This is a genomic window from Vibrio cincinnatiensis, assembly GCF_022113815.1.
In the GTDB taxonomy this organism is placed as follows: Bacteria; Pseudomonadota; Gammaproteobacteria; order Enterobacterales; family Vibrionaceae; genus Vibrio; species Vibrio cincinnatiensis_A.
Map to the genome: position 1 here is coordinate 198,670 of NZ_SGOM01000007.1, position 26,579 is coordinate 225,248.

At 43.7% G+C, this 26,579-nt stretch carries 23 protein-coding genes and 1 other annotated feature; of the genes, 13 read left to right on the top strand and 10 right to left on the bottom strand.

The window, feature by feature from the left end; translation table 11 throughout:
- Positions 1-14: 14 nt before the first annotated feature.
- The 3 genes from lspA (at position 15) to ispH (ending at position 2,085) form a co-directional block, all read left to right on the top strand.
- Positions 15-515, top strand: a complete 501-nt coding sequence (gene lspA / locus EXA13_RS10930; RefSeq protein WP_238133206.1) for a signal peptidase II — start codon at positions 15-17, stop codon at positions 513-515.
- Positions 516-660: 145 nt separating this feature from the next.
- Entirely contained in the window at positions 661-1,092 is a 432-nt protein-coding gene (gene fkpB / locus EXA13_RS10935) for an FKBP-type peptidyl-prolyl cis-trans isomerase (RefSeq protein ID WP_238133207.1), read from the top strand.
- A gap of 30 nt (positions 1,093-1,122) precedes the next feature.
- Positions 1,123-2,085, top strand: a complete 963-nt coding sequence (ispH, locus tag EXA13_RS10940; protein ID WP_238133208.1) for a 4-hydroxy-3-methylbut-2-enyl diphosphate reductase — start codon at positions 1,123-1,125, stop codon at positions 2,083-2,085.
- Positions 2,086-2,165: 80 nt separating this feature from the next.
- Here ispH and EXA13_RS10945 read toward each other — a convergent pair whose 3' ends face one another.
- A complete protein-coding gene (locus EXA13_RS10945; protein WP_238133209.1) occupies positions 2,166-3,653 on the bottom strand; it encodes a carbon starvation CstA family protein in 1,488 nt (495 codons plus the stop codon).
- 255 nt (positions 3,654-3,908) lie between these two features.
- Here EXA13_RS10945 and EXA13_RS10950 point away from each other — a divergent pair, with 255 nt between their 5' ends.
- Together EXA13_RS10950 and EXA13_RS10955 are read left to right on the top strand one after the other, a co-directional pair.
- Positions 3,909-4,250 carry a DUF2799 domain-containing protein gene (locus tag EXA13_RS10950; protein ID WP_238133210.1) on the top strand — a complete coding sequence of 114 codons (342 nt, stop codon included), beginning with the start codon at positions 3,909-3,911 and terminating at the stop codon, positions 4,248-4,250.
- A gap of 23 nt (positions 4,251-4,273) precedes the next feature.
- Positions 4,274-6,073: a cation:proton antiporter gene (locus tag EXA13_RS10955; protein ID WP_238133211.1), complete on the top strand. Its 1,800-nt coding sequence runs from the start codon at positions 4,274-4,276 to the stop codon at positions 6,071-6,073.
- A gap of 43 nt (positions 6,074-6,116) precedes the next feature.
- On the opposite strand, the gene EXA13_RS10960 is transcribed toward EXA13_RS10955, so the two are convergent.
- Entirely contained in the window at positions 6,117-7,244 is a 1,128-nt protein-coding gene (locus EXA13_RS10960; protein WP_238133212.1) for an anhydro-N-acetylmuramic acid kinase, read from the bottom strand.
- A gap of 127 nt (positions 7,245-7,371) precedes the next feature.
- Here EXA13_RS10960 and nagZ point away from each other — a divergent pair, with 127 nt between their 5' ends.
- Positions 7,372-8,361, top strand: a complete 990-nt coding sequence (gene nagZ / locus EXA13_RS10965) for a beta-N-acetylhexosaminidase (RefSeq protein WP_238133213.1) — start codon at positions 7,372-7,374, stop codon at positions 8,359-8,361.
- A 25-nt stretch (positions 8,362-8,386) separates the two neighbouring features.
- Here the strand turns inward: nagZ and btsR are convergent, their stop codons facing one another.
- Together btsR and EXA13_RS10975 are read right to left on the bottom strand one after the other, a co-directional pair.
- The gene (btsR, locus tag EXA13_RS10970; RefSeq protein WP_238133236.1) at positions 8,387-9,106 is read right to left on the bottom strand and encodes a two-component system response regulator BtsR; all 720 of its coding nucleotides are present in this window, start codon (positions 9,104-9,106) and stop codon (positions 8,387-8,389) included.
- Between the two features lie 9 nt (positions 9,107-9,115).
- Complete coding sequence (locus EXA13_RS10975; RefSeq protein ID WP_238133214.1) at positions 9,116-10,792, bottom strand: sensor histidine kinase; 1,677 nt, start codon at positions 10,790-10,792, stop codon at positions 9,116-9,118.
- 239 nt (positions 10,793-11,031) lie between these two features.
- Here EXA13_RS10975 and EXA13_RS10980 point away from each other — a divergent pair, with 239 nt between their 5' ends.
- Both EXA13_RS10980 and tyrA read left to right on the top strand, forming a co-directional pair.
- A complete protein-coding gene (locus EXA13_RS10980) occupies positions 11,032-12,105 on the top strand; it encodes a 3-deoxy-7-phosphoheptulonate synthase (RefSeq protein ID WP_238133215.1) in 1,074 nt (357 codons plus the stop codon).
- 20 nt (positions 12,106-12,125) lie between these two features.
- Positions 12,126-13,253 carry a bifunctional chorismate mutase/prephenate dehydrogenase gene (gene tyrA, locus EXA13_RS10985; protein WP_238133216.1) on the top strand — a complete coding sequence of 376 codons (1,128 nt, stop codon included), beginning with the start codon at positions 12,126-12,128 and terminating at the stop codon, positions 13,251-13,253.
- A gap of 42 nt (positions 13,254-13,295) precedes the next feature.
- Here tyrA and EXA13_RS10990 read toward each other — a convergent pair whose 3' ends face one another.
- Together EXA13_RS10990 and ettA are read right to left on the bottom strand one after the other, a co-directional pair.
- Positions 13,296-13,670: a PilZ domain-containing protein gene (locus EXA13_RS10990; protein ID WP_238133217.1), complete on the bottom strand. Its 375-nt coding sequence runs from the start codon at positions 13,668-13,670 to the stop codon at positions 13,296-13,298.
- Between the two features lie 133 nt (positions 13,671-13,803).
- Positions 13,804-15,471 carry an energy-dependent translational throttle protein EttA gene (ettA, locus tag EXA13_RS10995; RefSeq protein WP_238133218.1) on the bottom strand — a complete coding sequence of 556 codons (1,668 nt, stop codon included), beginning with the start codon at positions 15,469-15,471 and terminating at the stop codon, positions 13,804-13,806.
- Between the two features lie 263 nt (positions 15,472-15,734).
- On the opposite strand from ettA, the gene EXA13_RS11000 reads away from it, so the two are divergent.
- On the top strand, positions 15,735-17,681 hold the full coding sequence (locus EXA13_RS11000; protein ID WP_238133219.1) for a transglycosylase SLT domain-containing protein: 1,947 nt from the start codon (positions 15,735-15,737) through the stop codon (positions 17,679-17,681).
- A 55-nt stretch (positions 17,682-17,736) separates the two neighbouring features.
- A complete protein-coding gene (trpR, locus tag EXA13_RS11005; protein WP_238115658.1) occupies positions 17,737-18,030 on the top strand; it encodes a trp operon repressor in 294 nt (97 codons plus the stop codon).
- A gap of 75 nt (positions 18,031-18,105) precedes the next feature.
- On the opposite strand, the gene yjjX is transcribed toward trpR, so the two are convergent.
- The 4 genes from yjjX to EXA13_RS11025 form a co-directional block, all read right to left on the bottom strand.
- Positions 18,106-18,639 (bottom strand): inosine/xanthosine triphosphatase, encoded by a 534-nt coding sequence (gene yjjX, locus EXA13_RS11010; RefSeq protein WP_238115659.1) that lies wholly within the window; start codon positions 18,637-18,639, stop codon positions 18,106-18,108.
- A gap of 14 nt (positions 18,640-18,653) precedes the next feature.
- Positions 18,654-19,835, bottom strand: a complete 1,182-nt coding sequence (gene pheA, locus EXA13_RS11015; protein ID WP_238133220.1) for a prephenate dehydratase — start codon at positions 19,833-19,835, stop codon at positions 18,654-18,656.
- A gap of 12 nt (positions 19,836-19,847) precedes the next feature.
- Positions 19,848-19,965, bottom strand: a sequence feature (Phe leader region).
- Positions 19,966-20,077: 112 nt separating this feature from the next.
- A complete protein-coding gene (gene hpf / locus EXA13_RS11020; protein WP_238133221.1) occupies positions 20,078-20,416 on the bottom strand; it encodes a ribosome hibernation-promoting factor, HPF/YfiA family in 339 nt (112 codons plus the stop codon).
- Positions 20,417-20,817: 401 nt separating this feature from the next.
- On the bottom strand, positions 20,818-21,549 hold the full coding sequence (locus EXA13_RS11025; RefSeq protein WP_238115662.1) for an outer membrane protein assembly factor BamD: 732 nt from the start codon (positions 21,547-21,549) through the stop codon (positions 20,818-20,820).
- 152 nt (positions 21,550-21,701) lie between these two features.
- Between EXA13_RS11025 and rluD the strand changes: the two genes are divergently transcribed.
- The 3 genes from rluD (at position 21,702) to clpB (ending at position 26,078) form a co-directional block, all read left to right on the top strand.
- A complete protein-coding gene (rluD, locus tag EXA13_RS11030) occupies positions 21,702-22,676 on the top strand; it encodes a 23S rRNA pseudouridine(1911/1915/1917) synthase RluD (protein WP_238115663.1) in 975 nt (324 codons plus the stop codon).
- Between the two features lie 4 nt (positions 22,677-22,680).
- Positions 22,681-23,406, top strand: a complete 726-nt coding sequence (pgeF, locus tag EXA13_RS11035; RefSeq protein WP_238133222.1) for a peptidoglycan editing factor PgeF — start codon at positions 22,681-22,683, stop codon at positions 23,404-23,406.
- Between the two features lie 98 nt (positions 23,407-23,504).
- Complete coding sequence (clpB, locus tag EXA13_RS11040) at positions 23,505-26,078, top strand: ATP-dependent chaperone ClpB (RefSeq protein ID WP_238133223.1); 2,574 nt, start codon at positions 23,505-23,507, stop codon at positions 26,076-26,078.
- The last annotated feature ends 501 nt before the right edge of the window (positions 26,079-26,579 follow it).

The window sequence follows — 26,579 nt, forward strand, 5'->3', positions numbered from 1 at the left end:
TTCAAGGCGAGAGTATGACTCAACAAGCATTGTCACTAAAACAATCCGGAGTGCGCTGGCTATGGCTAGCGTTACTCGTATTCCTCGCGGACATTGGCATTAAACTGCTAGTGATGAATGAAATGGGGTATGGATGGGGAAACCGAATTGAAGTTCTTCCATTCTTTAATCTACTTTATGTTCATAACTACGGTGCTGCCTTTAGCTTCTTGAGTGATCAAGCTGGCTGGCAACGTTGGTTCTTTACTGGTATTGCTGTGGCCGTGGTTGGATTATTAGCGTATTGGATGAGACGCTTACCCGTTTCGGAAAAGTGGAACAATATTGCTTACGCACTGATCATTGGCGGAGCGGTTGGAAATGTTTTTGACCGAGTGGTACATGGTTTTGTCGTGGATTACCTCGATTTCTACTGGGGAACCTATCACTGGCCTGCTTTTAATTTAGCCGATAGTACTATCTGTATTGGCGCAGCCATGATCGTGCTTGATAGTTTTCGAACTAAAAAGTATTGAGTCTTGTCTGATGCAAATTGAATAACCTTAAGCGTCGTCCGTTGATTCGGTCGGCGCTTTTTGTTAGAAAGACGTTTAATAGAATTAACAGAATAAAATAAACCGAGCCATCAAGAGCTGGTCTACTCTTTCAAGGAAGCCTAACGTGACAACCATTACCCACAACTCAGCAGTAACGCTGCATTTCTCCATTAAACTTAAAGACGGCTCTATTGCTGATAGTACCCACAATATGGGTAAACCAGCAAAACTTATCATCGGTGATGGTAGTTTAAGTGACAACTTTGAACAGGGCTTATTAGGAATGAAAGCCGGGGAGCAGAAAGCCATCGCCTTGGCTGCTCAAGATGCGTTTGGTTTACCGAATCCTGATCATATCCATTATATGGATAGAGGGAAATTTGTTGGTGAGCGCGAGGTCGAAGTCGGAACGATCATGGCTTTTAGCGGCCCCGATGGTATGGAAATTCCTGGTATTATTACAGCGATAGCGGGCGATTCAGTCACCGTCGATTTTAACCATCCACTGGCTGGGCAAGATGTCGTGTTTGATGTCGAAATTGTCTCGGTAGATTAATACTATTTACACTAGCCAGATTTTTAACCCATGAGCAATAACATGAAAATATTGTTAGCGAATCCCCGCGGCTTTTGTGCTGGCGTTGATCGTGCCATTAGCATTGTTGAACGCGCATTAGAGTTATATCAGCCTCCGATTTATGTCCGGCATGAAGTGGTTCATAACCGTTTTGTGGTGGAAGGACTCAAACAACGTGGCGCTGTGTTTGTTGAGGAATTAAGTGAAGTTCCTGATGATAACATTGTCATTTTTTCTGCACATGGCGTTTCTCAACAAGTGCGTCAAGAGGCCAAAGAGCGAGCATTAACCGTGTTTGATGCAACTTGCCCCTTGGTTACAAAAGTGCATATGGAAGTGGCTCGTGCTAGTCGACGACATATGGAAGTGGTGCTAATTGGCCATGCTGGACACCCAGAAGTAGAAGGCACTATGGGGCAATATGCCAGTGATGCTGGCGGCATGTACTTGGTTGAAAAACCAGACGATGTTCTTGCGCTACAAGCCAAAGTGAAAGACCCTACTCACCTGCATTATGTGAGTCAAACGACATTGTCGGTTGATGAAACTGCGGATGTGATTGATAAACTACGTGAAGTTTTTCCCGATATTCAGGGGCCGCGTAAAGATGATATTTGCTACGCAACTCAAAATCGTCAAGATGCCGTTCGTGTATTGGCACAGCAAGTGGATATGATGATCGTTGTCGGTTCGAAAAACTCGTCTAACTCAACTCGGCTAAAAGAGTTGTCAGAAAAATTGGGGACACCCGGTTACTTGACTGATTGCTCGGAAGATATTCAGCCTCAGTGGTTTAATGGGGTAACAACCGTGGGTGTCACGGCTGGCGCTTCTGCACCGGAAGAGTTAGTTAATCAAATATTAGCGCGTATTCAACAATTAGGTGCGACTCAAGTGGAAGAAGTGCTTGGCCGTGAAGAAAATATGTTTTTTGAAGTTCCTAAAGAACTACAGATTAAACAGATAAGCTAATTCACAAAGGCCATTGTGATGAAAAATGAAGAGGGAGCGAAAGAGGCTCCCTCTTCATTTGATAATAAGGAAATGGTCGATTAAGCGGTTTTTATGGCTTTCTTCTCAACTTCTTGCTGTTCTGCGAGATCAATCTCCCCTTTACCTTTCGAAATTCGCATTACATAAACCATAATAGCCAGTGATGAGGTTATACCAACAAGGGTTGACAATAACATCGGTAAACCAAAGCCTAGTGCATTATTGTTGAGAATAAAGGTAATACAAACGGAAGTCATAAAGAGCGCGGGAACGGTGGTAATCCAGTGTAGCTTATTATGACGGAGCAGGTATGCCGAAGCAGTCCATAGCATCATTACTGCTGTTGCTTGGTTAGCAAAGCCAAAGTAACGCCAGATAATACCAAAATCGACTTGAGTTAAAACGGCACCTAATACAAAGAGTGGTAGTGCCATCATCAATCGGTTACGTAATGATTTTTGCTCCATATTAAAGTATTCTGCCAAAATTAACCGGCTAGAACGAAAAGCTGTGTCGCCAGAAGTGATCGGTAGAATCACCACGCCAAGGAAAGCAAGGATGCCACCAAACACGCCCAGTAAGCCAAATGAAGCGCTGTAAACAACATTGCCTGGGCCACCGTTAGCAACAGCATCAGAGAGCGATTCTAATGATCCAAAAAATGAGAGTGCAACGGTACACCATATTAGAGCAATAATCCCTTCACCAATCATCGCGCCATAGAATACAAAGCGTCCATTTTTCTCATTTTCCATACAACGAGCCATCAATGGAGATTGAGTCGCATGGAAACCGGAAATAGCACCACAAGCAATGGTGATGAAAAGAGCGGGCCACAGGGGCATATCATTCGGGTTGAGATTCGCAAACATATCACGAACTTCAAACCCCCCAAGCACTTGGTGCTCACTAGAAAAAGCAATAGCAGTCATCAGCCCAACAGACATAAAAATCAGTAGCGCCCCAAACAGAGGATAAAAGCGGCCAATGATTTTGTCGACAGGGACAATCGTCGCAATAATATAGTAAGCGAAGATGATAACGACCATTGCAGTCATGCTCACCGTCACATCCGTTTGTGAATTGATTAAATTAGTGATCATTCCGGCAGGAGCAGAAACAAACACAACTCCCACCAATAACAGCAAAACAATGGCAAAAATGTTCATAAAATGTTTCGCGCCATTGCCTAAGTAGCGGCCCGTAATCGTTGGCACTGAAGCTCCGCCGTTACGAACGGATAGCATACCAGAGAAGTAATCGTGGGTAGCTCCGGCAAAAATACATCCGACAACAATCCACAGCATTGCCGCCGGGCCATACAATGCACCCATTATGGGGCCAAAGATCGGGCCAACACCGGCAATATTGAGCAGTTGGACTAGGTAAACTTTAGGAGTAGACATCGGGACGTAGTCAACCCCATCGGTTTGGGTATGAGCCGGTGTTTGGCGCTGTTCATTAATACCAAATATTTTCTCAACTATCGCGCCATAGAGAAAATACCCACCAAGTAAGGCTGCAACGCAGGTCAGAAACCACAACATAGTCATTATCCTTTATATTTGTATGATGCGTAGGGGCTTATCGTTAAATTGATCGCTATACTCAAAACGCCCATGTTTTAAATGGATTAGAGTGCACTTAACAATGCCGATAGTAAGCCATTTGTCGAACTGGCTCATTGAGTACTCTTGTGAGTGGTCGTATAAAAAATTAAGTGGCATTTAAGTTTATTGAGTGGCTTTTAATAAGTTGTTAACGGTGTTGGTTCTTGTGTTGTAAAAAGTAAAGGGGTAATGATGAGTAGAGTGATAGTGGTTGGAATCATCTTTGTTTTAATGGGCTGCGTTGCTAGTGAAAATGATTTGGCTGAGCAGGGGAATTGGCATCAAATTGGCTACAATGATGGAATCGCTGGTTATACTTCCCGTTCTTATCAGGCTTTGTCTGAACTGGGGCCGGTGAAGCACAATGATTATGAGAGTGGTTATCTCGAAGGGATCGCTGAATATTGTAACCCGAATTTTGCCTATCAAATGGGAGTAAATGGTCAGTATTATGAAGGGGTGTGTGAAGGAACGGATCAAGCCCAAAAATTTAGAATGGAATGGCAACGCGGTTGGAATGAATATAACCGTTAATCTACATGAGATGAGAGCATGTGATGCATGAAGAATATATTGCGCTAGCGATAGCGACGGTTGGTGTGGTTGGTTTAGGTTGTCAGTGGTTAGCTTGGAAACTGCGTTTACCCGCCATCTTATTTTTATTATTGGCGGGTATTGTTGCCGGTCCTGTAACAGGGCTACTGGATCCTCAGCAATTGATGGGAGACTTACTCTTTCCTCTGATTTCGTTAGCGGTCGCAGTGATATTGTTTGAAGGCAGTTTGACTTTAAATTTTAAAGATATTCGTGGGGTCAGTAATACTGTTTGGAGCATTGTGTCTCTTGGAGCGCTGATTTCATGGGGGGTGACTTCATTAGCCACTCACTGGCTGCTTGGATTTGATTGGCCTCTATCGCTTTTATTTGGAAGTTTGACGGTAGTGACTGGGCCCACGGTAATTGTTCCACTGCTGCGTACGGTACGCCCCAATACTAAATTATCCAATATTTTGCGCTGGGAAGGGATTTTAATTGATCCTCTTGGGGCTTTGTTTGTGGTGATGGTGTATGAATTTATTGTGTCAAGCAGTGAAGCCCATAGCTTGTATGTCTTTGGTGCGATTATTGTTATCGGTGTGGGGATAGGTATCCTTTCTGGGGCGGCGGTTGCCTATGTACTGCGGCAAGGTGGGTTACCGGAGTATCTGCAACCTTTCGCGGTATTGAGTGTCGTGTTGGGTGTTTTTGCCTTATCGAATGCCATTGAATCTGAATCCGGTTTATTGACTGTGACCGTGATGGGGATGTGGCTGGCCAATGCGAAAGGGGTCAATATCCAACATATACTGCACTTCAAAGAAAATCTGACTGTACTGCTGATCACGGGGTTATTTATCTTACTGGCAGCGCGTATAGAAGTGAGTGATTTTGAAGCTCTTGGGTGGAGCGCTTTAGTCCTGTTTGTGGTAATGCAGTTGGTCTCTCGTCCAATGTCTATTTTCCTTTCTACGATGCGTAGTCGTTTGAGCTTAAAAGAGAAAGCCTTTCTTGCTTGGGTCACACCACGAGGAATTGTTGCTGCCTCAATTTCATCACTGTTTGCCATCAAGCTGGATTCATTTGGTATGCAAGAAGCAAACTTACTGGTGCCCATGACTTTTATGGTGATTATTGGCACGGTGGTGTTGCAGAGTATTACCGCTCGCCCGGTTGCTATTGCCTTAAAGGTTTCTGAGCCTGCCCCAAAAGGGTTCTTAATTCTTGGGGCTAATGATGTGGCTCGGCAAGTGGGATTGGCGATAGCTAAATACGATTGTCGAGTCGTGTTGACCGATTCGAACTGGGATTACATTCGCCAATCTCGAATGGCGGGGCTTGAGCATTATTACGGAAACCCTATTTCTAGCCATGCGGATGAATACCTCAATTTAATTGGAGTGGGGCATATGCTCGCTCTTAGTCCAGACAAGCATTTTAATATCATGGCTTGTATGCAGTTCTTATCGGACTTTGGTGAAAAACGTGTTTTTTGTCTGCACGATAATGCCAATGGCAACAACAGTGAAAAGCACACTGTTGCTCAGGTGTATCATGGTTTGTCTTTTCTTGGCGGGGAAGTCAGCTATAAGAAATTAGCCAGCTTGTTTAATCAAGGGGGAGAAATCAAACATACTAAGCTCAGTGATAATTTTACTTTTGAAGATTATCAGCAATTGCATAAAGATAGTTATTGGCTACCTTTGTTTGTGGTTGATCTGCGAGGACGAGTACAAATGTGTTCCGATATTCGTCACTTTACGGCTAAAGAAGGTGAAACGGTGGTGGCTTTAATCAAAAAAACCGCGGAGAACCATTAGTGGCTCTCCATTAGTCGGATTCAATTGAACAGCTTGCTTCACCTTATGGTGCTGCAAGCTCATTCGCTGGGTAGATGACACCTAAAGACGCGAGCTGTTTAGCCCCAGTAACTTCAGGTAAATTGCTGGGTAAACCGTGAACTCTTCGTTGCGCCAGCCAAGCAAAAGCCATCGCTTCCATATAATCTCCATTGACGCCTTTACTGTCAGTTGAAGCCACTTGCCATGTTGGGAGGTGAGCTTGTAAACAATCCATCAAGAGGCCATTTTGAGCGCCTCCGCCACACACGAATAGTTGTGGTGTCGGCCCTTGAGCATAACGGCAAACCTCATCGGTAATGGTTTGAGCCGTCAATTCACATAATGTCCGCTGCACATCGGGGGCACTCAATGGATGATTGACCAGATGAGCCTCCAACCACGGCAAGTTAAAATATTCGCGTCCCGTACTTTTTGGGGCTGGGCGAAGGAAGTAAGGGTCTTGCTTTAATGTTTGCAGTAGGGAAGCATTAAGGTTCCCCTGGCGTCCCCATTCTCCATTGGCATCATAGCTCTGCTGAGTATGTCGCTGGCACCAACTGTCCATCAGAGCATTGCCGGGGCCGGTGTCGTATCCCAAGACGCTTTTATCGGGGAATAACACCGAAATATTGGCAATGCCTCCAATATTGAGCACCACAACGGTTGAATCTGTGACATTAAAAATGGTGCGATGAAAAGCGGGAACTAATGGTGCTCCTTGGCCGCCTAACGCCATATCTTTGCGGCGAAAATCAGCAATAGTTGTGATTCCGGTTCGAGCGGCCAAAATATTGGCGTCTCCTAATTGAAGGGTAAACGGAAACTTCCCATCGGGCTGGTGAAAAACGGTCTGTCCATGATTTCCAATAGCCGTGATCTGCGCCGCGTGATAACCACTTTGTGCCAGTAATTGCTCAACCGCATCGGCATACAGATGGCCGAGTTGATGATCTAACTGCCCGATCTCTTGCAGGTGAGTGGCTTGACCGAGGCAAATGTTGAGTAAACGCTGTTTGAGCATCTCTGGCATAGGGAGAAAACCGTGTGTCAGTAACTCGATGTGATGATCAGTGAATGCTACCAGTGCGGTATCGACGCCATCCATACTGGTTCCAGACATAATGCCAATGTAGAGTTCACGTTCAGTCATGCTTTTATCTCATGCTTTAGAGTGGGTTAGGTTATGAAAAGTCATTGTAATTGAAAAACAAACTGAATAACCTCATTGGCTGTGATAATTTTCACTTTCACCTTTCACTACTCAATAAGGGGCAAAAATGGGACCGTTATGGCTTGATGTCGAAGGCTGTGAACTGACGGCTGAAGATCGTGAAATCTTGGCGCATCCAACGGTGGGTGGCGTTATTTTATTTGCTAGAAACTATCACGATAATTCGCAGTTGTTGGCGTTGAATAAAGCCATTCGTCAAGCGGCAAAACGCCCGATTCTGATTGGGGTTGATCAAGAAGGGGGCCGAGTGCAACGTTTTCGTGAAGGCTTTAGCCCCATTCCAGCTGCGCAATATTATGCTCAGTGTGAAAATGGAGAAACCTTCGCTGAACTGGGTGGATGGTTAATGGCGGCAGAGTTAATTGCGCATGATATTGATCTCAGTTTTGCTCCCGTTTTGGATAAAGGATTTGAGTGCCGCGCTATTGGTAGCCGTGCATTTGGTGACGATATTCAAACAGTGCTGAATTACAGCCGAGCTTATATGCGTGGTATGAAGTCAGTGGGGATGGCAACAACGGGTAAACATTTCCCCGGGCATGGCGCGGTAGTGGCCGATTCTCATCTAGAAACACCTTATGATGAACGTCATTCGATTGATGAGGATATGGCGATTTTTAAAGCGCAAATTGATGAAGGCATATTGGATGCGATGATGCCAGCTCATGTCATTTACCCTCATTATGATGCACAGCCTGCCAGTGGTTCTGCTTATTGGTTAAAACAAAAATTACGTCAGGAATTGGGTTTTAAAGGGATTGTTTTTTCTGATGATTTAAGTATGGAAGGGGCCGCAATTATGGGCGGACCTGCACAAAGAGCACAGCAAGCGTTAGCTGCTGGGTGTGATATGGTTTTAATGTGTAATAAGCGTGAGTCTGCGGTTGCGGTGTTAGATAACTTACCGATTATGGAAGTGGCTCAGGCCACGTCTTTGCTTAAACAGAAGAGTTTTACCTACCAAGATCTCCAATCGTTAGACAAATGGCAGCAAGCCCGTGTTTCCATGCGGCGCATTATTGAGCAGCATGGATAAATAACGGCGTTAAGATACCTTTGTTTTAAGAATAAAACCCCAGCTTTTCTTTCAATTCTTTTAAATAGCGACGGCTGACTGGAATCGAATGTCCAGCTGGGGTAATAATTTCAGCCAATCCATTTTCCAGCAGTTTGATCTCCTTGATCGCTTTAAGGTTGATCAGGTACTGACGGTGACAGCGAAGTAATGGCGTTTTTGCTTCCAGTATTTTTAAGGTTAATTGGCTGGTGGCGCGTTGTTGAGCGGTTTGAACATGTACCCCACTGATATCACTAAAGGCAAATTCTACGTCTTGAGTTGGAATGATCATGATTCGGTTTAGGCCAATGCAGGGGATATGATCAAGTTGGTGCGGGGCTAACAGAGCAAAATCTTGTGTTTTAGTGATATTACGCTGTAGGCGTTGAATCGTTTTGTCCAGCCGCGCAGGATCAACGGGTTTGAGTAAATAATCAAAGGCATTTTCTTCAAAAGCTTGTAGCGCATATTGATCATAAGCCGTGATGAAGACCACTTTCGGCATGGTGTCAGGATCGAGCATCGCGAGTAGTTCTATGCCAGTAATTTGTGGCATTTGTATATCAAGAAACACCACATCTGGCTTCAACTGATGAATTTTCTTTAGACCTTCAATAGCATTATTGGCTTCCCCCATTACGTTGATCTTGCCGCTTTCTTCTAATAACTCCATGAGTTCTTCACGAGCAAAGAGTTCATCATCAATGACTAACGCAGACAGCATACTCATACCTCAGTAACTTCCTTTCTGTGGGATGAGAAAACTCATCCTTGTGTATTGGTTGGGTTCGACATCCACATTGAGTGATGATGCATTGCCAAATTTATAAGTTAAGCGTTTAGCTACAATTTGCATGCCGAGACCATCATGATCCTGCTTTGGCGTTTGATAGCTTCCAGCATTATCTTCCACAATGATTCGACTTCCCTTTGCTTCTTCTACACTGTAGATACGAACTTTACCTCCCTCTAGTAGGTTTGAGGTGCCATGTTTGATTGCATTTTCCACTAAAGGTTGCAGGGTGAAGCTGGGAACATTTCGTTCGAGCAACCCTTCATTGATGTTTATTTCCACATCAAGACGATCACTAAAACGTGCTTTTTCAATGGTGAGGTACGCATTCACATGGGCTAGCTCTTCTTTTAGTGTCACTGTTCCAATATTTTGTTTTAAGTTGCTGCGAAAAAACTGTGAGAGATGTTGGATAAGTTCTCGCGCTTTTGCTGGATCTCGACGGATCACGGCACTAATGGTATTTAATGCATTAAACAAAAAATGTGGGTTAACTTGAGCTTGAAGTAATTTGATTTCAGCTCGTGATAAAAGGATCTGCTTTTCTTGATATTCGCCATACAGAATCTGACTAGAAAGTAACTGAGCAATCCCTTGTGCCATCGACATATTGATGGTGGAAAACAGCTTACGTTTAGGTTCATACAACTTAATGGTCCCAATTACCCGATCACCAGCTCGGAGTGGAATAATTAACGCCGACCCCAGTTTACAGGTGGAGGATAATGAACATTGATAAGGATACTCTTTACCATCAAGATAAATAATGTCGTTACGAGCAATAGCATCAAGTGTACTTTGAGAGGAAATGGCCGTATTGGGTTTATGATGATCATCACCAATGCCCACAAAAGCGAGAATCTTTTCTCTATCGGTAATGGAAACGGCCCCCACATTGGTTTGTTCATAAACAATTCTGGCGATTTTTTCAGCATTGCTGGGGGTAAAACCTGCGGCAAGAATTCCTACTGAACGCTCCGCAATGTTCAAGGCTCGACGTGAGAAAGTGGCCGAATACTCCTCAAAAATCGTTTTTTTATCTTGTAGGATACTCATAAACAATGCGGCTCCTAAAGCGTTAGCGATGATCATCGGAATGGCTATCGCAGAAACAAGCTCATAGGCTTCAGTAAAAGGTTTGGCAATCAATAAAATTAGGAGCATTTGCACCACTTCAGCGATCAAAGTAATGGTGAATACGGTGCGAGTATTAAAGAGTTGTTGGCGTTTCCCTTGTTTGAGCATATAGGTATGAAATAACCCACCAATTAAGCCTTCAGCCGTGGTTGAAACAGCACAGGCAAGGTCTGTGAAACCGCCTAATGTAAAACGATGAAGGCCACCTGTTAAACCAACAGCAAACCCAACAACAGGCCCACCAAAGACTCCGCCCATGACGGCACCGATGGCCCGAGTGTTGGCAATGGCATCATTAATTTGCAAGCCTAAATAGGTGCCTAAGATGCAAAAGAGCGAAAACAGTACATACACACTGAGTTTATGTGTGAAGTGGCTAGAGATATTAAGAATGGGAAGAAAAAGTGGCGTTTTACTCAGCATATAAGCTAGTACAAAGTAAACGCACATTTGTTGTAACAGGGAAAGCACTAATTCCATAAACAGCTCAGTGATCAATCGCAGAGATAGCCCATTCTAGGAAAGTTTGCTTGAATAAAACATGGTTGTTTGCATAGATTGAGCATAAGCTCAATAAATCACAAGTGTAAATAAATTTTTACGGTTAATGTTTTTTATAATTTACACTTTGAAATGCTAACAAAGCCTGTTAATTTAACAATTATTCAGGATTAAACATCATTAACAAATAGATGTGAATAAAAGTTTACAGGTGTAATATGAAGAAAAGTGACTTAAGCGATATTAATATTGTTGATGAACAGGTTTTAATAACGCCTGATGCGTTAAAAGAAAAATTACCATTGAGCGATAAGGCTCGCCAGTTTATTCGTCAATCACGCCAAACGATAGCAGACATCATTCATAAAAAAGACCATCGTTTACTGGTGGTGTGTGGCCCTTGCTCTATCCATGATATTGATGCCGCCAGAGAGTATGCGAAGAATCTAAAAGCATTATCTGAGCAGTTAAGCGACCAACTGTATATTGTGATGCGTGTCTATTTTGAAAAGCCACGGACAACGGTGGGTTGGAAAGGGTTGATCAACGATCCTCATCTGGATGGGACATTTGATATTGAACACGGCTTGCATGTGGGGCGTAAGCTGCTGGTTGAGCTGGCTGAAATGGGAATTCCCTTAGCCACAGAAGCGTTAGATCCGATTAGCCCTCAATATTTAGCAGATACCTTTAGCTGGGCAGCCATCGGTGCCCGCACTACGGAATCACAAACTCACCGAGAAATGGCCAGTGGGCTTTCTATGCCGATTGGTTTTAAAAATGGTACCGATGGCAGTTTAGCAACCGCCATTAATGCGATGCAGGCGGCGTCATCAAGCCATCGCTTTATGGGTATTAACCGTGAAGGACAAGTCGCATTATTAACGACCCAAGGAAATACCAATGGGCATGTGATTCTCCGTGGGGGTAAGCAAACTAACTATGATTCTGTTTCTGTCGCAGAATGTGAGCAAGAGCTGAAGCAGGTCGGCCTTGATGCTGCATTGATGGTTGATTGCAGCCATGCTAATTCGCGGAAAGATTATCGTCGTCAGCCTTTGGTGGCTGAAGATGTTATCCATCAGATTCGTCAAGGTAACCGCTCGATCATTGGTTTGATGATAGAAAGCCACCTTTATGAAGGTAATCAGTCGGCCGATCTTCCGAGAGAGACCATGGCGTATGGTGTGTCTATTACGGATGCCTGTATTCATTGGCAAGCGACTGAGGCATTATTGCGTCATGCTCATCAAGAGCTGGTTCCATTTTTAGAAAATCGCCTCAAAGGTTAAGTAAGGGAAAGGATTTACCGATGGCCGAAGAATTAAACGTATTACGTGACCAAATTGATGATGTGGATAAACAAATGGTTGAGCTACTTGCTCGTCGTTTGGCTTTAGTCGAAAAGGTAGGGGAAGTAAAAAGCCGCTATGGTTTACCGATTTATGTTCCAGAACGTGAAGCATCCATGTTAGCTTCCCGACGAGATGAGGCCGAGCGTAAAGGCGTTCCTCCTCAGTTAATCGAAGATATTTTGCGTCGCACAATGCGTGAATCTTATGCCAGTGAGAAAGATTCCGGCTTTAAGTGTTTAAATCCTAAGTTACGGTCGGTGGTGATTGTTGGCGGAAACGGGCAACTGGGGCGTTTGTTTGCTCGGATGTTCCGTTTATCGGGTTACCAAGTGAAAATTTTGGGTAGCCAAGATTGGGCTCAGGCTGATGAACTTTTGCATGATGCAGGGTTGGTAGTGGTCACTGTGCCGATTCATCTAACGCTTGGTGTCATTGATAAATTGGGTCAGTTACCGGAAGATTGTATTTTATGTGATTTAACCTCAATTAAAGCAAAGCCGCTGGCGGCCATGTTAAAGGTACATCAAGGGCCTGTTGTCGGGCTACACCCGATGTTTGGCCCAGATGTTCCAAGCCTTGCTAAGCAGGTCGTGGTGTATTGCGATGGGCGCGGAGCAAAGCAGTATCAGTGGTTATTGGATCAGTTGGCGATTTGGGGAGCGAGCTTGTGTCAAATTGATGCCGATGAACACGATCATGGCATGACATTAATCCAAGCTTTGCGCCACTTTACTTCTTTTGTTTATGGCTTACACCTTTCTAAGGTAAATCCGAATCTTGAACAATTACTGAAATTAAGCTCACCGATTTATCGGCTTGAATTGGCCATGGTTGGGCGTTTATTTGGTCAAGACCCTCACTTATACGGAGATATCATTCTCTCTTCTCACGAAAATGTGCAGATGATTCAGCGTTTTCAGCAAAGTTTTGCTCAAGCGGTGAGTTTAATTGAACAACAAGATAAACAGGGGTTTATCGAACAGTTTGAGCAAGTGAGTCAATGGTTTGGTCAATATTCTCAGCAGTTTATGAATGAGAGCCAAAACTTGCTTAAACAAGCCAATGACGCGATTCATCGAACCTAGCTGACGCAAAGTTAATGGCGAGGGGTATTGGACTCGCCATGATTATTCTTTTTCATCACCTAAATTTACCAAATGTTCAATGTCTCGATGTAACAGTGCCTCATTGCCCACATTGAGTTCAACAATCCGTTTTAAATGTGCAATGCTTTCAATATCAATGTAATCAATTTTAAGATGGAGAATGCGTTCATTCTGTTTAACCAAGCTGACGGTCATGGTCAGGGTTATCTCACTGTTTGGTAGCGTAAATTCGACTTCTAATGGGTGAGATGGATCTAAGTTGGGTTCATCAACCGCCCACAAAAGTAGCCCATGTAAAGACAGATCTTGAATACACGTAGCCAGTTGAGCTTGGCCTTGTCGCAGCATTGCTGGTGCCTGATAGAGAATGCGAAAAAATCGGCGTCGGTCTGTCATAATAGCCACCGTATTAGGGAATAAAAATATAACGTAAGCATAGCAGAGTTACCCATTTGACAATGGAACGCTACTTACAAAATAAGGCCTATGGGTAAAAGGAATTCAGGCCGCCTTAGCGGCCTGAAGCGGATTATTTAGTCATCCGTTTATATTTGATGCGATGTGGCTCAGCCGCTTGCGCACCTAGTGTCTGCTTGAGCCAATCCATATATTCAGTGTAGTTACCTTCATAGAAGTTCACTTTACCTTCATCGCGGTAGTCAAGGATATGGGTTGCGATGCGGTCAAGGAACCAACGGTCATGCGATATAACCATGGCACAACCTGGAAACTCAAGTAGAGCCTCTTCTAAAGCGCGCAGTGTTTCTACGTCAAGGTCGTTGGTTGGTTCGTCGAGTAACAATACATTACCGCCCGCTTTGAGCAGTTTGGCTAGGTGGACACGGTTACGTTCCCCACCAGACAGCTCTCCGATCACTTTTTGCTGATCGACGCCTTTAAAGTTAAAACGTGAGCAGTAAGCGCGCGCCTGAATTTCGAAGTTATTGATACGAATAATATCTGCACCTTCAGAAATCTCTTGGAAAACGGTATTTTTGTCATTCATGCTGTCACGGAACTGATCAACCGATGCTAATTTTACCGTGTCACCCAGTTCTATGCTGCCTGAGTCTGGTTGTTCTACACCGCTAAGCATCTTAAATAAAGTCGATTTACCTGCGCCGTTAGCACCGATAATACCAACAATGGCTCCTTTAGGAATGCTAAAGGAGAGATCGTCAATCAGGACTCGATCACCAAAGGATTTGGTTAAGTGTTTAACATCAATAACTTTATCACCTAGACGTTCACCCGGTGGGATAAACAGTTCATTGGTTTCATTACGTTTTTGATGTTCGGTACTTTGTAATTCTTCGAATCGAGCCATACGAGCTTTGGATTTGGCTTGACGGCCTTTAGGGTTTTGGCGAACCCATTCCAATTCTTTTTCAATGGTTTTCTGACGAGCTTTCTCTTGTGAAGCTTCTTGTTGTAGACGAGCGTCTTTTTGTTCCAACCAAGAGGTATAGTTACCTTGCCATGGAATACCTTCACCACGGTCTAATTCTAAAATCCAACCGGCTGCATTATCTAAGAAATAACGGTCATGGGTAATCGCTACGACGGTGCCGCTATAATCAACTAAGAAACGTTCTAACCAAGCGACGGATTCTGCATCCAAGTGGTTGGTGGGTTCGTCTAGCAGTAGCATATCTGGTTTTTCAAGCAGTAGACGACAAATGGCAACGCGGCGACGTTCCCCCCCCGATAATGTAGCGACTTTAGCCTCCCATTCTGGTAAGCGCAGTGCATCGGCGGCACGTTCAAGAACGTTATCTAAATTGTGTCCATCTTTGGCTTGAATTAACGCTTCTAAATCCCCTTGTTCTTTAGCAAGCGCATCAAAATCTGCATCTGGTTCGGCATAAGCGGCGTACACTTCATCTAGGCGCTTAAGGGCATGAGCCACATCAGCAACGGCTTCTTCAACAACTTCACGGACCGTTTTATTTTCATCCAAAACGGGTTCTTGAGGGAGATAGCCGACATTTAACCCAGGTTGTGGACGTGCTTCACCATCGAAGTCTTTGTCAATGCCAGCCATGATACGCAGTAGGGTCGATTTACCTGAACCATTTAAACCTAATACCCCGATCTTTGCGCCGGGAAAAAAGCTCAAAGAGATGTCTTTGAGTATTTGACGTTTAGGCGGCACAATTTTGCTCACCCGAGACATGGTATAGACGTATTCAGCCATTGCCGATCATTCCTAATCTTTCAAACAGAACAAAGCGACTATTCTATACCAAAGCCTGCGCATTTGTTACTAGTGAGCAGTGATTTTGGTTGAAGTGTCACGGGAATGTGGCTTATTAATGATGGTTTCATCCTGTCATCAGAGCTTCAAGCTAAAGGAGGATAATTGACTTCATCTTTACATCTTGTCCCTTTACATTTTATGCAATAGTCTGCGTAATTACGTATGAATTGGATTTTTCGTTTATAAAGGAATGGAGCGCTATGACGCTTGGGTATTTTTTTCAGCCATCTCGCCTTTTGTTATCAATATTGATTGGATGGGGGGGATTTAGCGGTAGCGCACTGTCTGAAACGTTGGATTTGGAGGCTCAACGAGATCTGTATGATCAAGCCCAGCAGTGGCTAGATAATAGAGATGTACGCCGTTTTAAGAAAGCGCGTCCCAGCATTGCCGATTATCCACTCACACCTTATCTCGACTACCGAAGCTTCTTAATTGACTTAGGGGATAAATCCCCCATAGTGGTACGCAACTTTATTGATAGCCATAAAGATTTTCCCTTCGCTAATCGTATCAGTGCCCCTTATTTAGAGGCCTTAGCCAGCCAAGGTAAATGGACGGAGATTATTCAGTTTTCCCCCAATGAACCACAGGGAGAAACGTATCGCTGTTATTACTATACCGCCAAGTTAAAGACAGGCCGTTATACTGAAGCATTTAATGGCGCTCAATCATTATGGCAAAATGGAGCGAGTGTTTCTGTTGCTTGTGATGAGTTATTTCAGGTTTGGGAACAGCAAGGTGGGTTAACGGAGGAGAGGGTTCTTGAACGTATGCTATTGGCTTTTGAAGGGCGAAACCGCTCTTTAATGGTGCATTTGGCTAGAAAGCTAACGGATAAACCTGGGGAAGCGAGTGCGGTTGCTTTACTGGCATTGTATGATCATCCTGAAAACGTCGTTGAATTTATCCTGCAGCATAAAAATAGCCCTAAGTTACTTCAAGCGATCGAATTTTCCCTCAAAAAACTGGCACGTAGCGATGTAATTCAAGCTCAAAATCGCTGGCAGGTGGTTAACCAAACCATAGTGTGGCCTCATTCCCAACAAGCCAGTGTTGCTCAATATATTGCTCTGCGCATGATGGATGTGGAGAGTGTTGAGCTTCGACTATGGCGAGATGCCATCATTGCGCAAAGTTCTTCTGTTCCTCTTATTGAAACGCGTATACGTCTTGCTCTGAGAGAGCAAGATTGGCAAGGCCTCGCTCGATGGATTCATCAATTACCGGAGGGGGAACAAAGCACATTACGTTGGCAGTATTGGCTAGCTCGTAGTGATATCGCACAAGGCAATGAATCACAAGGTTTAGCTCGAATGCGGGCATTGCTTGGACAGCGTAATTTTTACAGTGTCGCCGCCGCTCAGTGGATGAAACAATCGATTCAATACCCCAGCTCTTCACTTTCCTTAGATCGCTCATGGCTAAAACCGTACCAAAAAACTTTAGTGCGCATTGACGAATTAATTGAGCGAGACAAAATTGCGGCTGCAAAGAGTGAATGGAACTGGTTGCTGCTACAGGTAAAACAAAAAGAGAAAGAGATGCTGGCCGTTTATGCCGCAACCCAACGTTGGTATCATTTAACCGTAAAAGCCTCTATCTCTGCTAATTTATGGGACAACACGCAATTGCGTTTTCCGTTGGCTCACCAATGGTGGTTTAATTTTTATGGCAAAAAACATGGTATAGATCCGATTACCTTAATGTCATTGGCACGCCAGGAAAGTGCTATGGATGTAGAGGCGCGCTCTCCAGTGGGAGCAAGGGGAATCATGCAAATAATGCCAGCTACCGCACGTTATACGGCGAAGAAGTACCAGCTTAATTATGATGATGCTGACGAGTTGTATCAGGTAGGAAAGAATATTGAGATTGGTAGCCATTATCTCAACGGGCTTCTTGAGCGTTATGATAACAATCGGATCTTTGCTTTTGCTGCCTATAATGCTGGGCCGAATCGGGTTGATCGTTGGCGAGAGCAAACGCAAGGCCAGTTGGATGTGTATGCGTTTATTGAAGCGATTCCTTTTCGTGAAACGCGTGGCTACGTCCAAAATATTTTGATGTTTGAAACTTACTATCGCAACTTAATGGCATTGGATGGAGAATTTTTAACTCAACAAGAGTTAGCAACAAGATATTGATTCCATCTGAGTGTTCTCTACAATAGAGCGGGTGTATCACTCAACGAGTACAAGAATGTCATCACAACCTGAGTATAGTGACTGGCGTGAGTTATTAGCGTTAGTCAAACAAGCAACGGCACAGGGCCAGCATGAAATGCTGTTAACCATCTTAATGACACCGGATGAACGCGAAGCTTTAGTGGCTCGAGTCAATATTTTATGTGAGCTGCTTAAAGGTGAACTTTCTCAGCGTCAGATTAGCCAGTTGTTAGGGGTAGGTGTCGCTACCATCACACGAGGTTCGAATGAGCTGAAATCTCGCTCAGAGCAAGAGCGAGATTCGCTAGCAAAATTATTGTTACCTTAATTACGCCTGAACAACCCTTCTTTAGCCCCTTCGTTTGCTAAAGGGAATTAGCTGACTTTTTCTTGCGCCGAAGATCTACTTGAGGTTATTGATGGGGAAGAGCTCTGGGTTGATAAATGGAATTAAGGCAAGAATTAACGCTTGATGGTAAACCGAGCTACGAGTGAGCTTATGGCGAGTGAGTAAACCAATAGCTCCTCCTTTTTGCTTAATATTTTCTGTAGAAAAAACCTTATCCATCACATGGCCCAGTTCATTATCAGGCGTGAGTTGCTCTGTTACAATAGGAGGCAGAGGTAACCCCGCGGAACGCGACTCACCATAACGCTGACCGGACTTGATGATCATCCAAGCAAACGTCATTCCATGGTCAATGCCAGCTTCAAGGCCGACATAATACTCGGCGTTAGGCGCTATTTGTTCTGCATTGTGTACTCGGTTGAGTGCTCCTTGTTTGGTTTCGCTATCACTCATTGGCTGTGCTGCTACATCACTAGCGACAGAAACCCCTTGAAAATGAAACTCTTGTTCTGGAAATACTTCGTTAAATGCGCTTTTTACAGCATTAATTTTTGCGGGGTTGAGCGAGGCGACGATAACATTATTCATGACAGACTCTATATTTATTGATTAGCTAATTTAATTTGTGTTGGTTTGATATTTTCGCTCGGATAGCAACCTAACACTTTCAAATGTTTGGTGAGTTTGGTTAATTCACCCAGTGCCTGCTGCATCTCTTGTGAATCGACATGAGCTTCTAAGTCGACATAAAACATCTCTTCCCATGGGTTTCCCATAATTGGACGAGATTCTAATTTTGTCATATTGATCCCATAACGTTGTAAAACCAAGAGGGTGGAAACTAAGGCTCCCGCCTCTTGAGACGTTGACATTATTAAGGTGGTTTTTGCGGGGATCTGGGTGGACACCTCAATGGGTTTACGTGCGACTACGATAAAGCGTGTATGATTTTCAGTTTGGTTCGCAATATTGCCTTGAATGCTTTGTAATCCGTAGAGTTTACCGCTAGAGGCATTACCGATGGCTGCCACATCTTTTCGTTGTAAGTCTTGCACTTTCTTCATGGCATCCGCCGTGCTGATGCAGGTTTCTAATTTTACACCTTTTAACCGACTTAAAAACTCACTACATTGCTGATGAGGTTGTGGGTGTGAGTAGAGTACTTTGATCTCTTCTAAGCGGATATCCTGAGTTGCCACTAAACAATGTTCTATCGGTTGAGTGATTTCCCCTACGATATACAAGGTTGTGTGCTGTAAAAGGTCATAAACTTCATTGATTGAGCCTGAACTGGTGTTTTCAATTGGAAGAACACCGTAGTCTGCGTGCCCTGATTCAACCGTTTTAGTGACTTCTCTAAATTGGTCACAATTGAGTTCAATTAATTCGGTATTTTTACGGCTGAAATATTCACGGGTTGCTAAGTGGGAATAAGATCCTTTAGAACCTAAAAAGGCAACACGAGCTAGAGGCTTACGATTTTCTGGATTCGCTAAATTTTGCAAGTAGGCCTGCTGCAGTAAGACGGAGTCTTCAATGATGGTGTGAAAGAGTTTGGTAATGTATTGAGCGTCTAGCTGATAGTTCTCTTTTCCTGATTGAATAAGCTTTACCAATAGCTGCTGTTCTCTCAGTGTATCCCGTACTGGTTTTGAGGTTTTAACTTTACTTTTCGCAACTTCAATACTGAGTTGACGCCGTTCAGAGAGTAGCTTTAGCAGTTGGTCATCAATCGTGTTTAAACGTAATCGAATCTCTTCCAGTGAAGGGGAATGGTCTGTCATTATAAAATCCTTATAAAAAAAGCCTCCCTAGGGAGGCTTCCTGTTCGTTTTTGACTTATTTCCGTAAACGAGCACGCCTCCAAGGATTATTGGAGAAAAAAGAAGTCAAAAAGGAACAGTGAGTTATATGCCATTATTCATTGTTGTTTGGTTATTTATTCAAGCAACACAATAAGCAAGCCCGATAGGAGCGTCAAGCAAAAAAATAGCGCCCTAAGGCGCTATCTCGGCAATGGTTCAGATTATTCAGTTTCTTCTTCTTCTTCTTCTTCCACTTCGGGTTTATCTGCTCGCCGCGCTTCGGGCTTATGACGCAATTTATTCAATTGGCGTTCAAGTTTTTGTTCTACCTCATTAATTGCGGCATAAAGGTCATCGTGAATAGCAGAGGCAACAAGTTGGCCTTTTGGAATTGTAACCGTTGCTTCAAATTTTTTCTGTTTGTTTGGCTGTTCGCTAAAACTTGCTTGGCACCCTGTAATTTCTACTTGCCATTTTTCTAACTTTTTGAATTTGCTCTCAATGTGATTCCGGATCGCAGAGGTGATTTCAATGTTTTTACCAGTAATATTCATTTGCATAGTGATTTTTCCTCTGTTGCATCCCTTATGGGTTACCTACAGATTAGCGTTTCAATAACAAAAGAATGTGATCTACCTCTCTTTTTGGTTGGGTGTATGACTCTTTAAAAATAAACGTGATCTTTAGCAAGGAGTCAGTGTGTGAGGTAAGGAAAAAGCTTGAGATTTGGATAAAAACGATTAGATTGGGTTATAGGTATTACTAAAAACTTTCTATTTTTTAGGGCCTTGTATCAACTTCAAAAAAATATTGCTCTATTTTTGTTCATCTTATAAGTGTGAATCGAATCACATGGGTTCTTCTCTTCTTCTTGTCAGAGCTTCATCTTGTTTTTCTCAAAGAAAAAACCAGCAGGGTTTAACTACTGGTTTCTAGCTTGTCTATCTCTTTTCGTATCAATCTATGGGCGTGGGTTTAGCTGAATGAGTTGCTGGGTTCGTTCAACGGCTTCGTCCAGCCCTAATTGTTGATAAGCTTCTAATTGAATAGCCAGAGATTTACGAGCCGCTTCAGTGCCAGGGTAGGTTTTTTGCAACTCTTGAGAACGGTTGATCGCGGCAATCCAAGCTTCACGGCGTAAATAGAAGTCAGCGGTGGCTAAGTCGTAATCGGCTAATCGATTTTTTAAAGCATACATGCGTTGCTGGGCATCTTTGGCATAGGGACTATTCGGGTAACGTTCTAATAAACGTTTAAAAGCGGCAAAGGCCGATTTTGCGGGCTCTGGATCACGATCGCTTCGATCAATATTGAATAATTCGTGCATAAAATTACGATCTTGAGCCATATGAGTTAGCCCACGCATATAGAGCACCCAATCCATTTTCTCATGGGTTGGATTAAGACGAGTGAAGCGTTCAATGGTTGCTAGCCCAAGAGCGAGATCATCATTTTTGTAGTAGGCGTAGATTAAGTCTAGCTGTACTTGTTCTGAATAAGCACCAAAAGGGTAGCGAGAATCCAGTGCTTCGAGCTTATCTATTGCAGTGAGCCAGTTTCCGCTTTGCAGTGACAGTTGTGCTTCGCTGTACAGTTCTGCTGGTGGTACGTCTGGGACAATCTCTTCTTTACTCGAACAGCCTGTCAGTAATAAAGATAACGCGAGTAAACCCGATAAAGTTTGGTATTTCATGTCAGGATTCAATTCCTTGCAATAAAGCTTCTAAACTAGGAGCAGGATGCCCCATAAATCGTTTCGTTACTTTCTTTCCAGTAACAGATACAATAAGACCTATTTTTCCACACTAGTGGCTATTAGTCTCACGGTTTTTAAAAAAGTTCGATATGGCTCAGCAGATTGAATTAACTCAAACAGTAAAAGAAAGCCAGCTTGGTCAGCGTTTAGATCAAGCGGTAGCGGAATTGTTCACCGATTTTTCGCGCTCACGGCTTAAAGAATGGCTATTGGACGGAAAGATTACCGTCGATGGTCTTGTTGTCACCAAACCCAGAACGAAAATGATGGGTGGAGAAAATATTACGGTTCTGGCCGAGTTAGAAGATGAGCAACGTTGGGAAGCGCAAGATATTCCACTCGATATTGTTTATGAAGATGACGACATTATCGTGATCAATAAGCCTAGAGATTTCGTTGTGCACCCCGGTGCCGGAACGCCGGATGGTACGGTCTTAAATGCGTTATTGTATCATTACCCTCCGATTGCAGAAGTGCCTCGTGCTGGCATTGTGCACCGTTTGGATAAAGATACGACTGGGTTAATGGTCGTAGCGAAAACTGTCCCTGCACAAACTCGATTGGTCCGTGAACTGCAAAAACGCAATATTACTCGTGAATATGAAGCGATAGCGATTGGCAAAATGACCGCCGGTGGAATGATTGACAAGCCAATTGGCCGCCATGCCACGAAGCGAACTTTAATGGCCGTTACACCTATGGGAAAACCTGCTGTGACGCATTATCGTGTTGCTGAACATTTTCGTGAGCACACTCGAATCCGGCTTCGTCTGGAAACGGGTCGCACTCACCAAATTCGTGTCCACATGGCGTATTTGCAACATCCTTTGTTAGGGGATACGGCTTATGGTGGGCGGGCACGCATTCCAAAAGGTGCATCTGAAGAGCTAACAGAAATGATTCGTCATTTTGATCGACAAGCGCTACATGCGGTGATGCTGAAGTTTGCTCATCCTATTACCGAGGAAGTGTTAGAATTTCATGCGCCAGTTCCCGATGATATGGTCGTGATGGCTGAAGCATTACGTGAAGATGCTAAGTTGAATTATTCGCAAGAGTATTAATCACATGGATAAGATTATTCCCAACTGGCCAGCACCAGACAACATTAAAGCCTTTGCTTCTACACGAATCGGTGGGGTTTCGCCTCCGCCGTATCACGGCTTAAATCTCGGTACGCATGTTGGGGATGATCCAAAATTAGTGTTACGTAACCGCGAATGGTTGCAGATGATGAGCCACATGCCCTCATCACCTATATGGTTAAATCAAACGCATTCGACTAACGTTGTGGAAGTTGAACAGCCGACAAAAGTGATATTGGATGCCGATGGTCTTTTCACCGCTTCTCCTCGTGTGGTTTGCTCGGTGATGACAGCAGATTGTTTACCTGTTCTTATCACCAATACTCAAGGAACACAAGTTGCTGCTGTTCATGCCGGTTGGCGTGGGTTGGCGGGAGGTATTGTTGAAAATGCGATGCAAAAATTGACCGGTCACCCTCTTGTTTGGTTAGGTCCCGCTATTGGTACGCAAGCCTTTGAGGTTGGTGATGAGGTCAGAGAAGCGTTTTGTGATCATGATGGTGATGCGGCACTCGCGTTTTTACCGACTTCGCGGCAAGGTAAATGGTTGGCTGATATGGTGAAATTAGCACGTTTACGATTAGCAAAATTGGGCATTGACCAAGTTTATAGTTGCGACCTTTGTACCTATCAACATCCTCAACAATTTTATTCTTATCGCCGTGACGGCATTACGGGTCGGCAAGCCAGCTTTATTTGGATTGAATAGTCTTATAAAGTTTATGGTATTGGCTTGAAATTTCCCCCTTGCGTAACCATCTTTCTATACGTCATTAGTTTATCTCCGACGAGATTAAGAAGGTGGTTATGCGTCTCGATAGATTTACCAGCAAATTTCAAATAGCGATTTCCGATGCTCAGTCGCTCGCACTTGGGCGCGATCATCAGTATATCGAGCCTGTACATTTGATGGTGGCATTACTCGATCAAAATGGCAGCCCGATTCGCCCATTATTAACCATGCTCAGTGTGGATGTTGCCCAGCTACGCTCTAAATTGGGCGAAATGCTTGATCGCTTACCTAAAGTGAGTGGGATTGGTGGTGATGTTCAGCTTTCTAATTCACTCGGTTCACTTTTTAACCTCTGTGATAAAGTGGCGCAAAAGCGTCAAGATGCTTATATCTCCTCGGAAATATTTTTACTTGCCGCATTGGAAGATCGTGGCCCTCTTGGTCAATTATTAAAAGAGATCGGATTGAGTGAAAAGAAAGTCTCAGAAGCGATTGAAACCATTCGTGGTGGTCAAAAAGTGAATGATCCTAATGCAGAAGAGCTTCGCCAAGCTCTGGAAAAGTTCACTATTGATCTCACCGAGCGAGCAGAACAAGGCAAACTTGACCCTGTGATTGGGCGTGATGATGAAATTCGTCGCACCATCCAAGTATTGCAGCGCCGCACTAAAAATAACCCGGTTATTATCGGGGAGCCTGGTGTGGGTAAAACGGCGATCGTGGAAGGGCTTGCTCAACGTATCATTAATAATGAAGTGCCTGAAGGGCTTCGTGGCCGTCGAGTGCTTTCGTTGGATATGGGAGCTCTGGTTGCGGGGGCCAAATATCGCGGTGAATTTGAAGAGCGGTTGAAGTCAGTCTTAAATGAACTTGCCAAAGAAGAAGGTAATGTCATTCTTTTCATTGATGAACTGCATACTATGGTTGGTGCCGGTAAAGGTGAAGGTTCAATGGATGCGGGTAATATGTTGAAACCTGCTTTGGCGCGCGGTGAGTTGCACTGTGTTGGAGCCACCACTCTGGATGAATATCGCCAATATATTGAGAAAGATCCAGCACTAGAACGTCGTTTCCAAAAAGTGTTAGTCGATGAGCCAACAGTCGAAGATACCGTTGCTATTTTGCGTGGCCTCAAAGAGCGTTATGAATTACACCATCATGTTGAGATTACCGATCCGGCCATCGTTGCTGCGGCAACATTATCGCACCGCTATGTTTCGGATCGTCAACTGCCCGATAAAGCGATCGATTTGATTGATGAGGCGGCATCAAGTATCCGTATGCAAATGGACTCTAAACCAGAGGCCTTGGATAAACTGGAACGAAAAATTATCCAGCTTAAGATCGAGCAACAAGCATTAATCAATGAGCATGATGATGCCAGTGAAAAACGGCTCAGTATCCTTAATGATGAACTGAAGGAGAAAGAGCGAGAATATGCGGAATTAGAAGAGATTTGGAATACCGAAAAAGCCGCCCTTTCGGGAACTCAACATATCAAAGCGGAGCTGGAACAAGCTCGTTTAGATTTAGAAGTTGCTAGACGAGCGGGGGATTTAAGCCGCATGTCCGAGCTGCAGTACGGCCGGATTCCTGAGTTAGAAAAACAACTCGACTTAGCTGCTCAAGCGGAAATGCAAGAGATGACCTTGCTGCGTAATAAAGTCACTGATGAAGAAATAGCGGAAGTCCTTTCTAAGCAAACCGGTATTCCTGTTTCTAAAATGTTGGAAGCGGAGAAAGAGAAATTATTACGTATGGAAGAGGTTCTTCACCAACGAGTTATTGGACAGGCTGAAGCCGTTGAAGTGGTTGCGAATGCCATTCGCCGTAGTCGTGCGGGGCTTTCGGATCCCAATCGCCCAATTGGATCGTTCTTATTCTTAGGCCCAACGGGGGTTGGGAAAACTGAACTGTGTAAAACATTAGCTAACTTCATGTTTGATAGTGAAGATGCCATGGTGCGGATTGATATGTCTGAGTTTATGGAGAAACACTCTGTAGCTCGACTAGTTGGTGCACCTCCGGGCTATGTAGGGTATGAAGAAGGGGGATATTTAACCGAGGCTGTGCGTCGGAAACCCTATTCTGTTCTTTTACTGGATGAGGTCGAGAAAGCACACCCTGATGTGTTTAATATTCTATTACAGGTATTAGATGATGGGCGTTTGACCGATGGACAGGGAAGAACGGTCGATTTTCGCAATACTGTTGTGATTATGACCTCAAACCTAGGCTCATCAAGAATTCAAGAACACTTTGCTTCTCTGGATTATCAAGGAATGAAAGAACAAGTGATGGATGTGGTGAGTAAGCATTTTCGTCCTGAGTTTTTAAACCGTATCGATGAAAGTGTCGTATTCCATCCGCTAGGTAAAGAGCATATTAAATCAATTGCTCTTATTCAGATTGAACGGCTACGTCAACGCTTAGCAGACAAAGATTATGAGTTGAAGGTTAATGACGAGGCGCTAAACTTAATTGCACAAGTGGGATTTGACCCTGTATATGGAGCAAGACCGCTGAAAAGAGCAATACAGCAAACGGTTGAAAACCCATTAGCTAAATCAATTTTGGCTGGGCAATTTGTACCAGGGATGCCAATCTACTTAGAAGTGAAAGGTGGCAACATTACCGCTCATCAGTAATTAGGTAAAAAAAGAGACTTGGTCTGAGGAGATTAAGTCTCTTTTTCTATCCCAACCTTATAAATTTGACGCTTTCGTCGTTTTTTTTGAGCGTTTGAGCCTGAATTTATAAAAATTATCATTTTATCTATTGCCAACTTTCATTAACTCCCTATAATGCGCCCTCACTGACACGGCAGATGCCACAAGGCTTCAAGCAGTGTTAGGCGAGGAAAAGCTTCTAAAAAAAGAAAATTGAAAAAGTGTTTGACACGCTCAGTTATCTCGCTAGAATGCACCTCCGCTTCGAAGCTCTCATGAGCCAGCGAAGCACCGCTCTTTAACAATTTAAACCAATCAATCTGTGTGGGCACTCGTTGATGATAATCAAAAAGATTTATCGATGAACTGAGTGACCAATCAGAATCAAGTTTACTTGATTTTGGCACAGTCAATTCATTATCGTTCTGTTGGAACGATAATAGCTTTAATTTACTAAGGTAAGTTGAAGTCAGTATTCAT

Bases quoted from the DNA above. Each gene is read 5' to 3' on its own strand.
- nagZ (WP_238133213.1), top strand. From the start codon at position 7,372: ATGGGACCGTTATGGCTTGATGTCGAAGGCTGTGAACTGACGGCTGAA.
- pheA (WP_238133220.1), bottom strand. From the start codon at position 19,835: ATGACAGACCATTCCCCTTCACTGGAAGAGATTCGATTACGTTTAAAC.
- EXA13_RS10960 (WP_238133212.1), bottom strand. From the start codon at position 7,244: ATGACTGAACGTGAACTCTACATTGGCATTATGTCTGGAACCAGTATG.
- pgeF (WP_238133222.1), top strand. From the start codon at position 22,681: ATGGATAAGATTATTCCCAACTGGCCAGCACCAGACAACATTAAAGCC.
- btsR (WP_238133236.1), bottom strand. From the start codon at position 9,106: ATGCTGTCTGCGTTAGTCATTGATGATGAACTCTTTGCTCGTGAAGAA.
- hpf (WP_238133221.1), bottom strand. From the start codon at position 20,416: ATGCAAATGAATATTACTGGTAAAAACATTGAAATCACCTCTGCGATC.
- EXA13_RS11025 (WP_238115662.1), bottom strand. From the start codon at position 21,549: ATGAAATACCAAACTTTATCGGGTTTACTCGCGTTATCTTTATTACTG.
- EXA13_RS10975 (WP_238133214.1), bottom strand. From the start codon at position 10,792: ATGGAATTAGTGCTTTCCCTGTTACAACAAATGTGCGTTTACTTTGTA.
- EXA13_RS10955 (WP_238133211.1), top strand. From the start codon at position 4,274: ATGCATGAAGAATATATTGCGCTAGCGATAGCGACGGTTGGTGTGGTT.
- EXA13_RS10980 (WP_238133215.1), top strand. From the start codon at position 11,032: ATGAAGAAAAGTGACTTAAGCGATATTAATATTGTTGATGAACAGGTT.
- tyrA (WP_238133216.1), top strand. From the start codon at position 12,126: ATGGCCGAAGAATTAAACGTATTACGTGACCAAATTGATGATGTGGAT.
- yjjX (WP_238115659.1), bottom strand. From the start codon at position 18,639: ATGAATAATGTTATCGTCGCCTCGCTCAACCCCGCAAAAATTAATGCT.
- EXA13_RS11000 (WP_238133219.1), top strand. From the start codon at position 15,735: ATGACGCTTGGGTATTTTTTTCAGCCATCTCGCCTTTTGTTATCAATA.
- lspA (WP_238133206.1), top strand. From the start codon at position 15: ATGACTCAACAAGCATTGTCACTAAAACAATCCGGAGTGCGCTGGCTA.
- ettA (WP_238133218.1), bottom strand. From the start codon at position 15,471: ATGGCTGAATACGTCTATACCATGTCTCGGGTGAGCAAAATTGTGCCG.
- rluD (WP_238115663.1), top strand. From the start codon at position 21,702: ATGGCTCAGCAGATTGAATTAACTCAAACAGTAAAAGAAAGCCAGCTT.
- EXA13_RS10990 (WP_238133217.1), bottom strand. From the start codon at position 13,670: ATGACAGACCGACGCCGATTTTTTCGCATTCTCTATCAGGCACCAGCA.
- trpR (WP_238115658.1), top strand. From the start codon at position 17,737: ATGTCATCACAACCTGAGTATAGTGACTGGCGTGAGTTATTAGCGTTA.
- EXA13_RS10950 (WP_238133210.1), top strand. From the start codon at position 3,909: ATGAGTAGAGTGATAGTGGTTGGAATCATCTTTGTTTTAATGGGCTGC.
- ispH (WP_238133208.1), top strand. From the start codon at position 1,123: ATGAGCAATAACATGAAAATATTGTTAGCGAATCCCCGCGGCTTTTGT.
- clpB (WP_238133223.1), top strand. From the start codon at position 23,505: ATGCGTCTCGATAGATTTACCAGCAAATTTCAAATAGCGATTTCCGAT.
- EXA13_RS10945 (WP_238133209.1), bottom strand. From the start codon at position 3,653: ATGTTGTGGTTTCTGACCTGCGTTGCAGCCTTACTTGGTGGGTATTTT.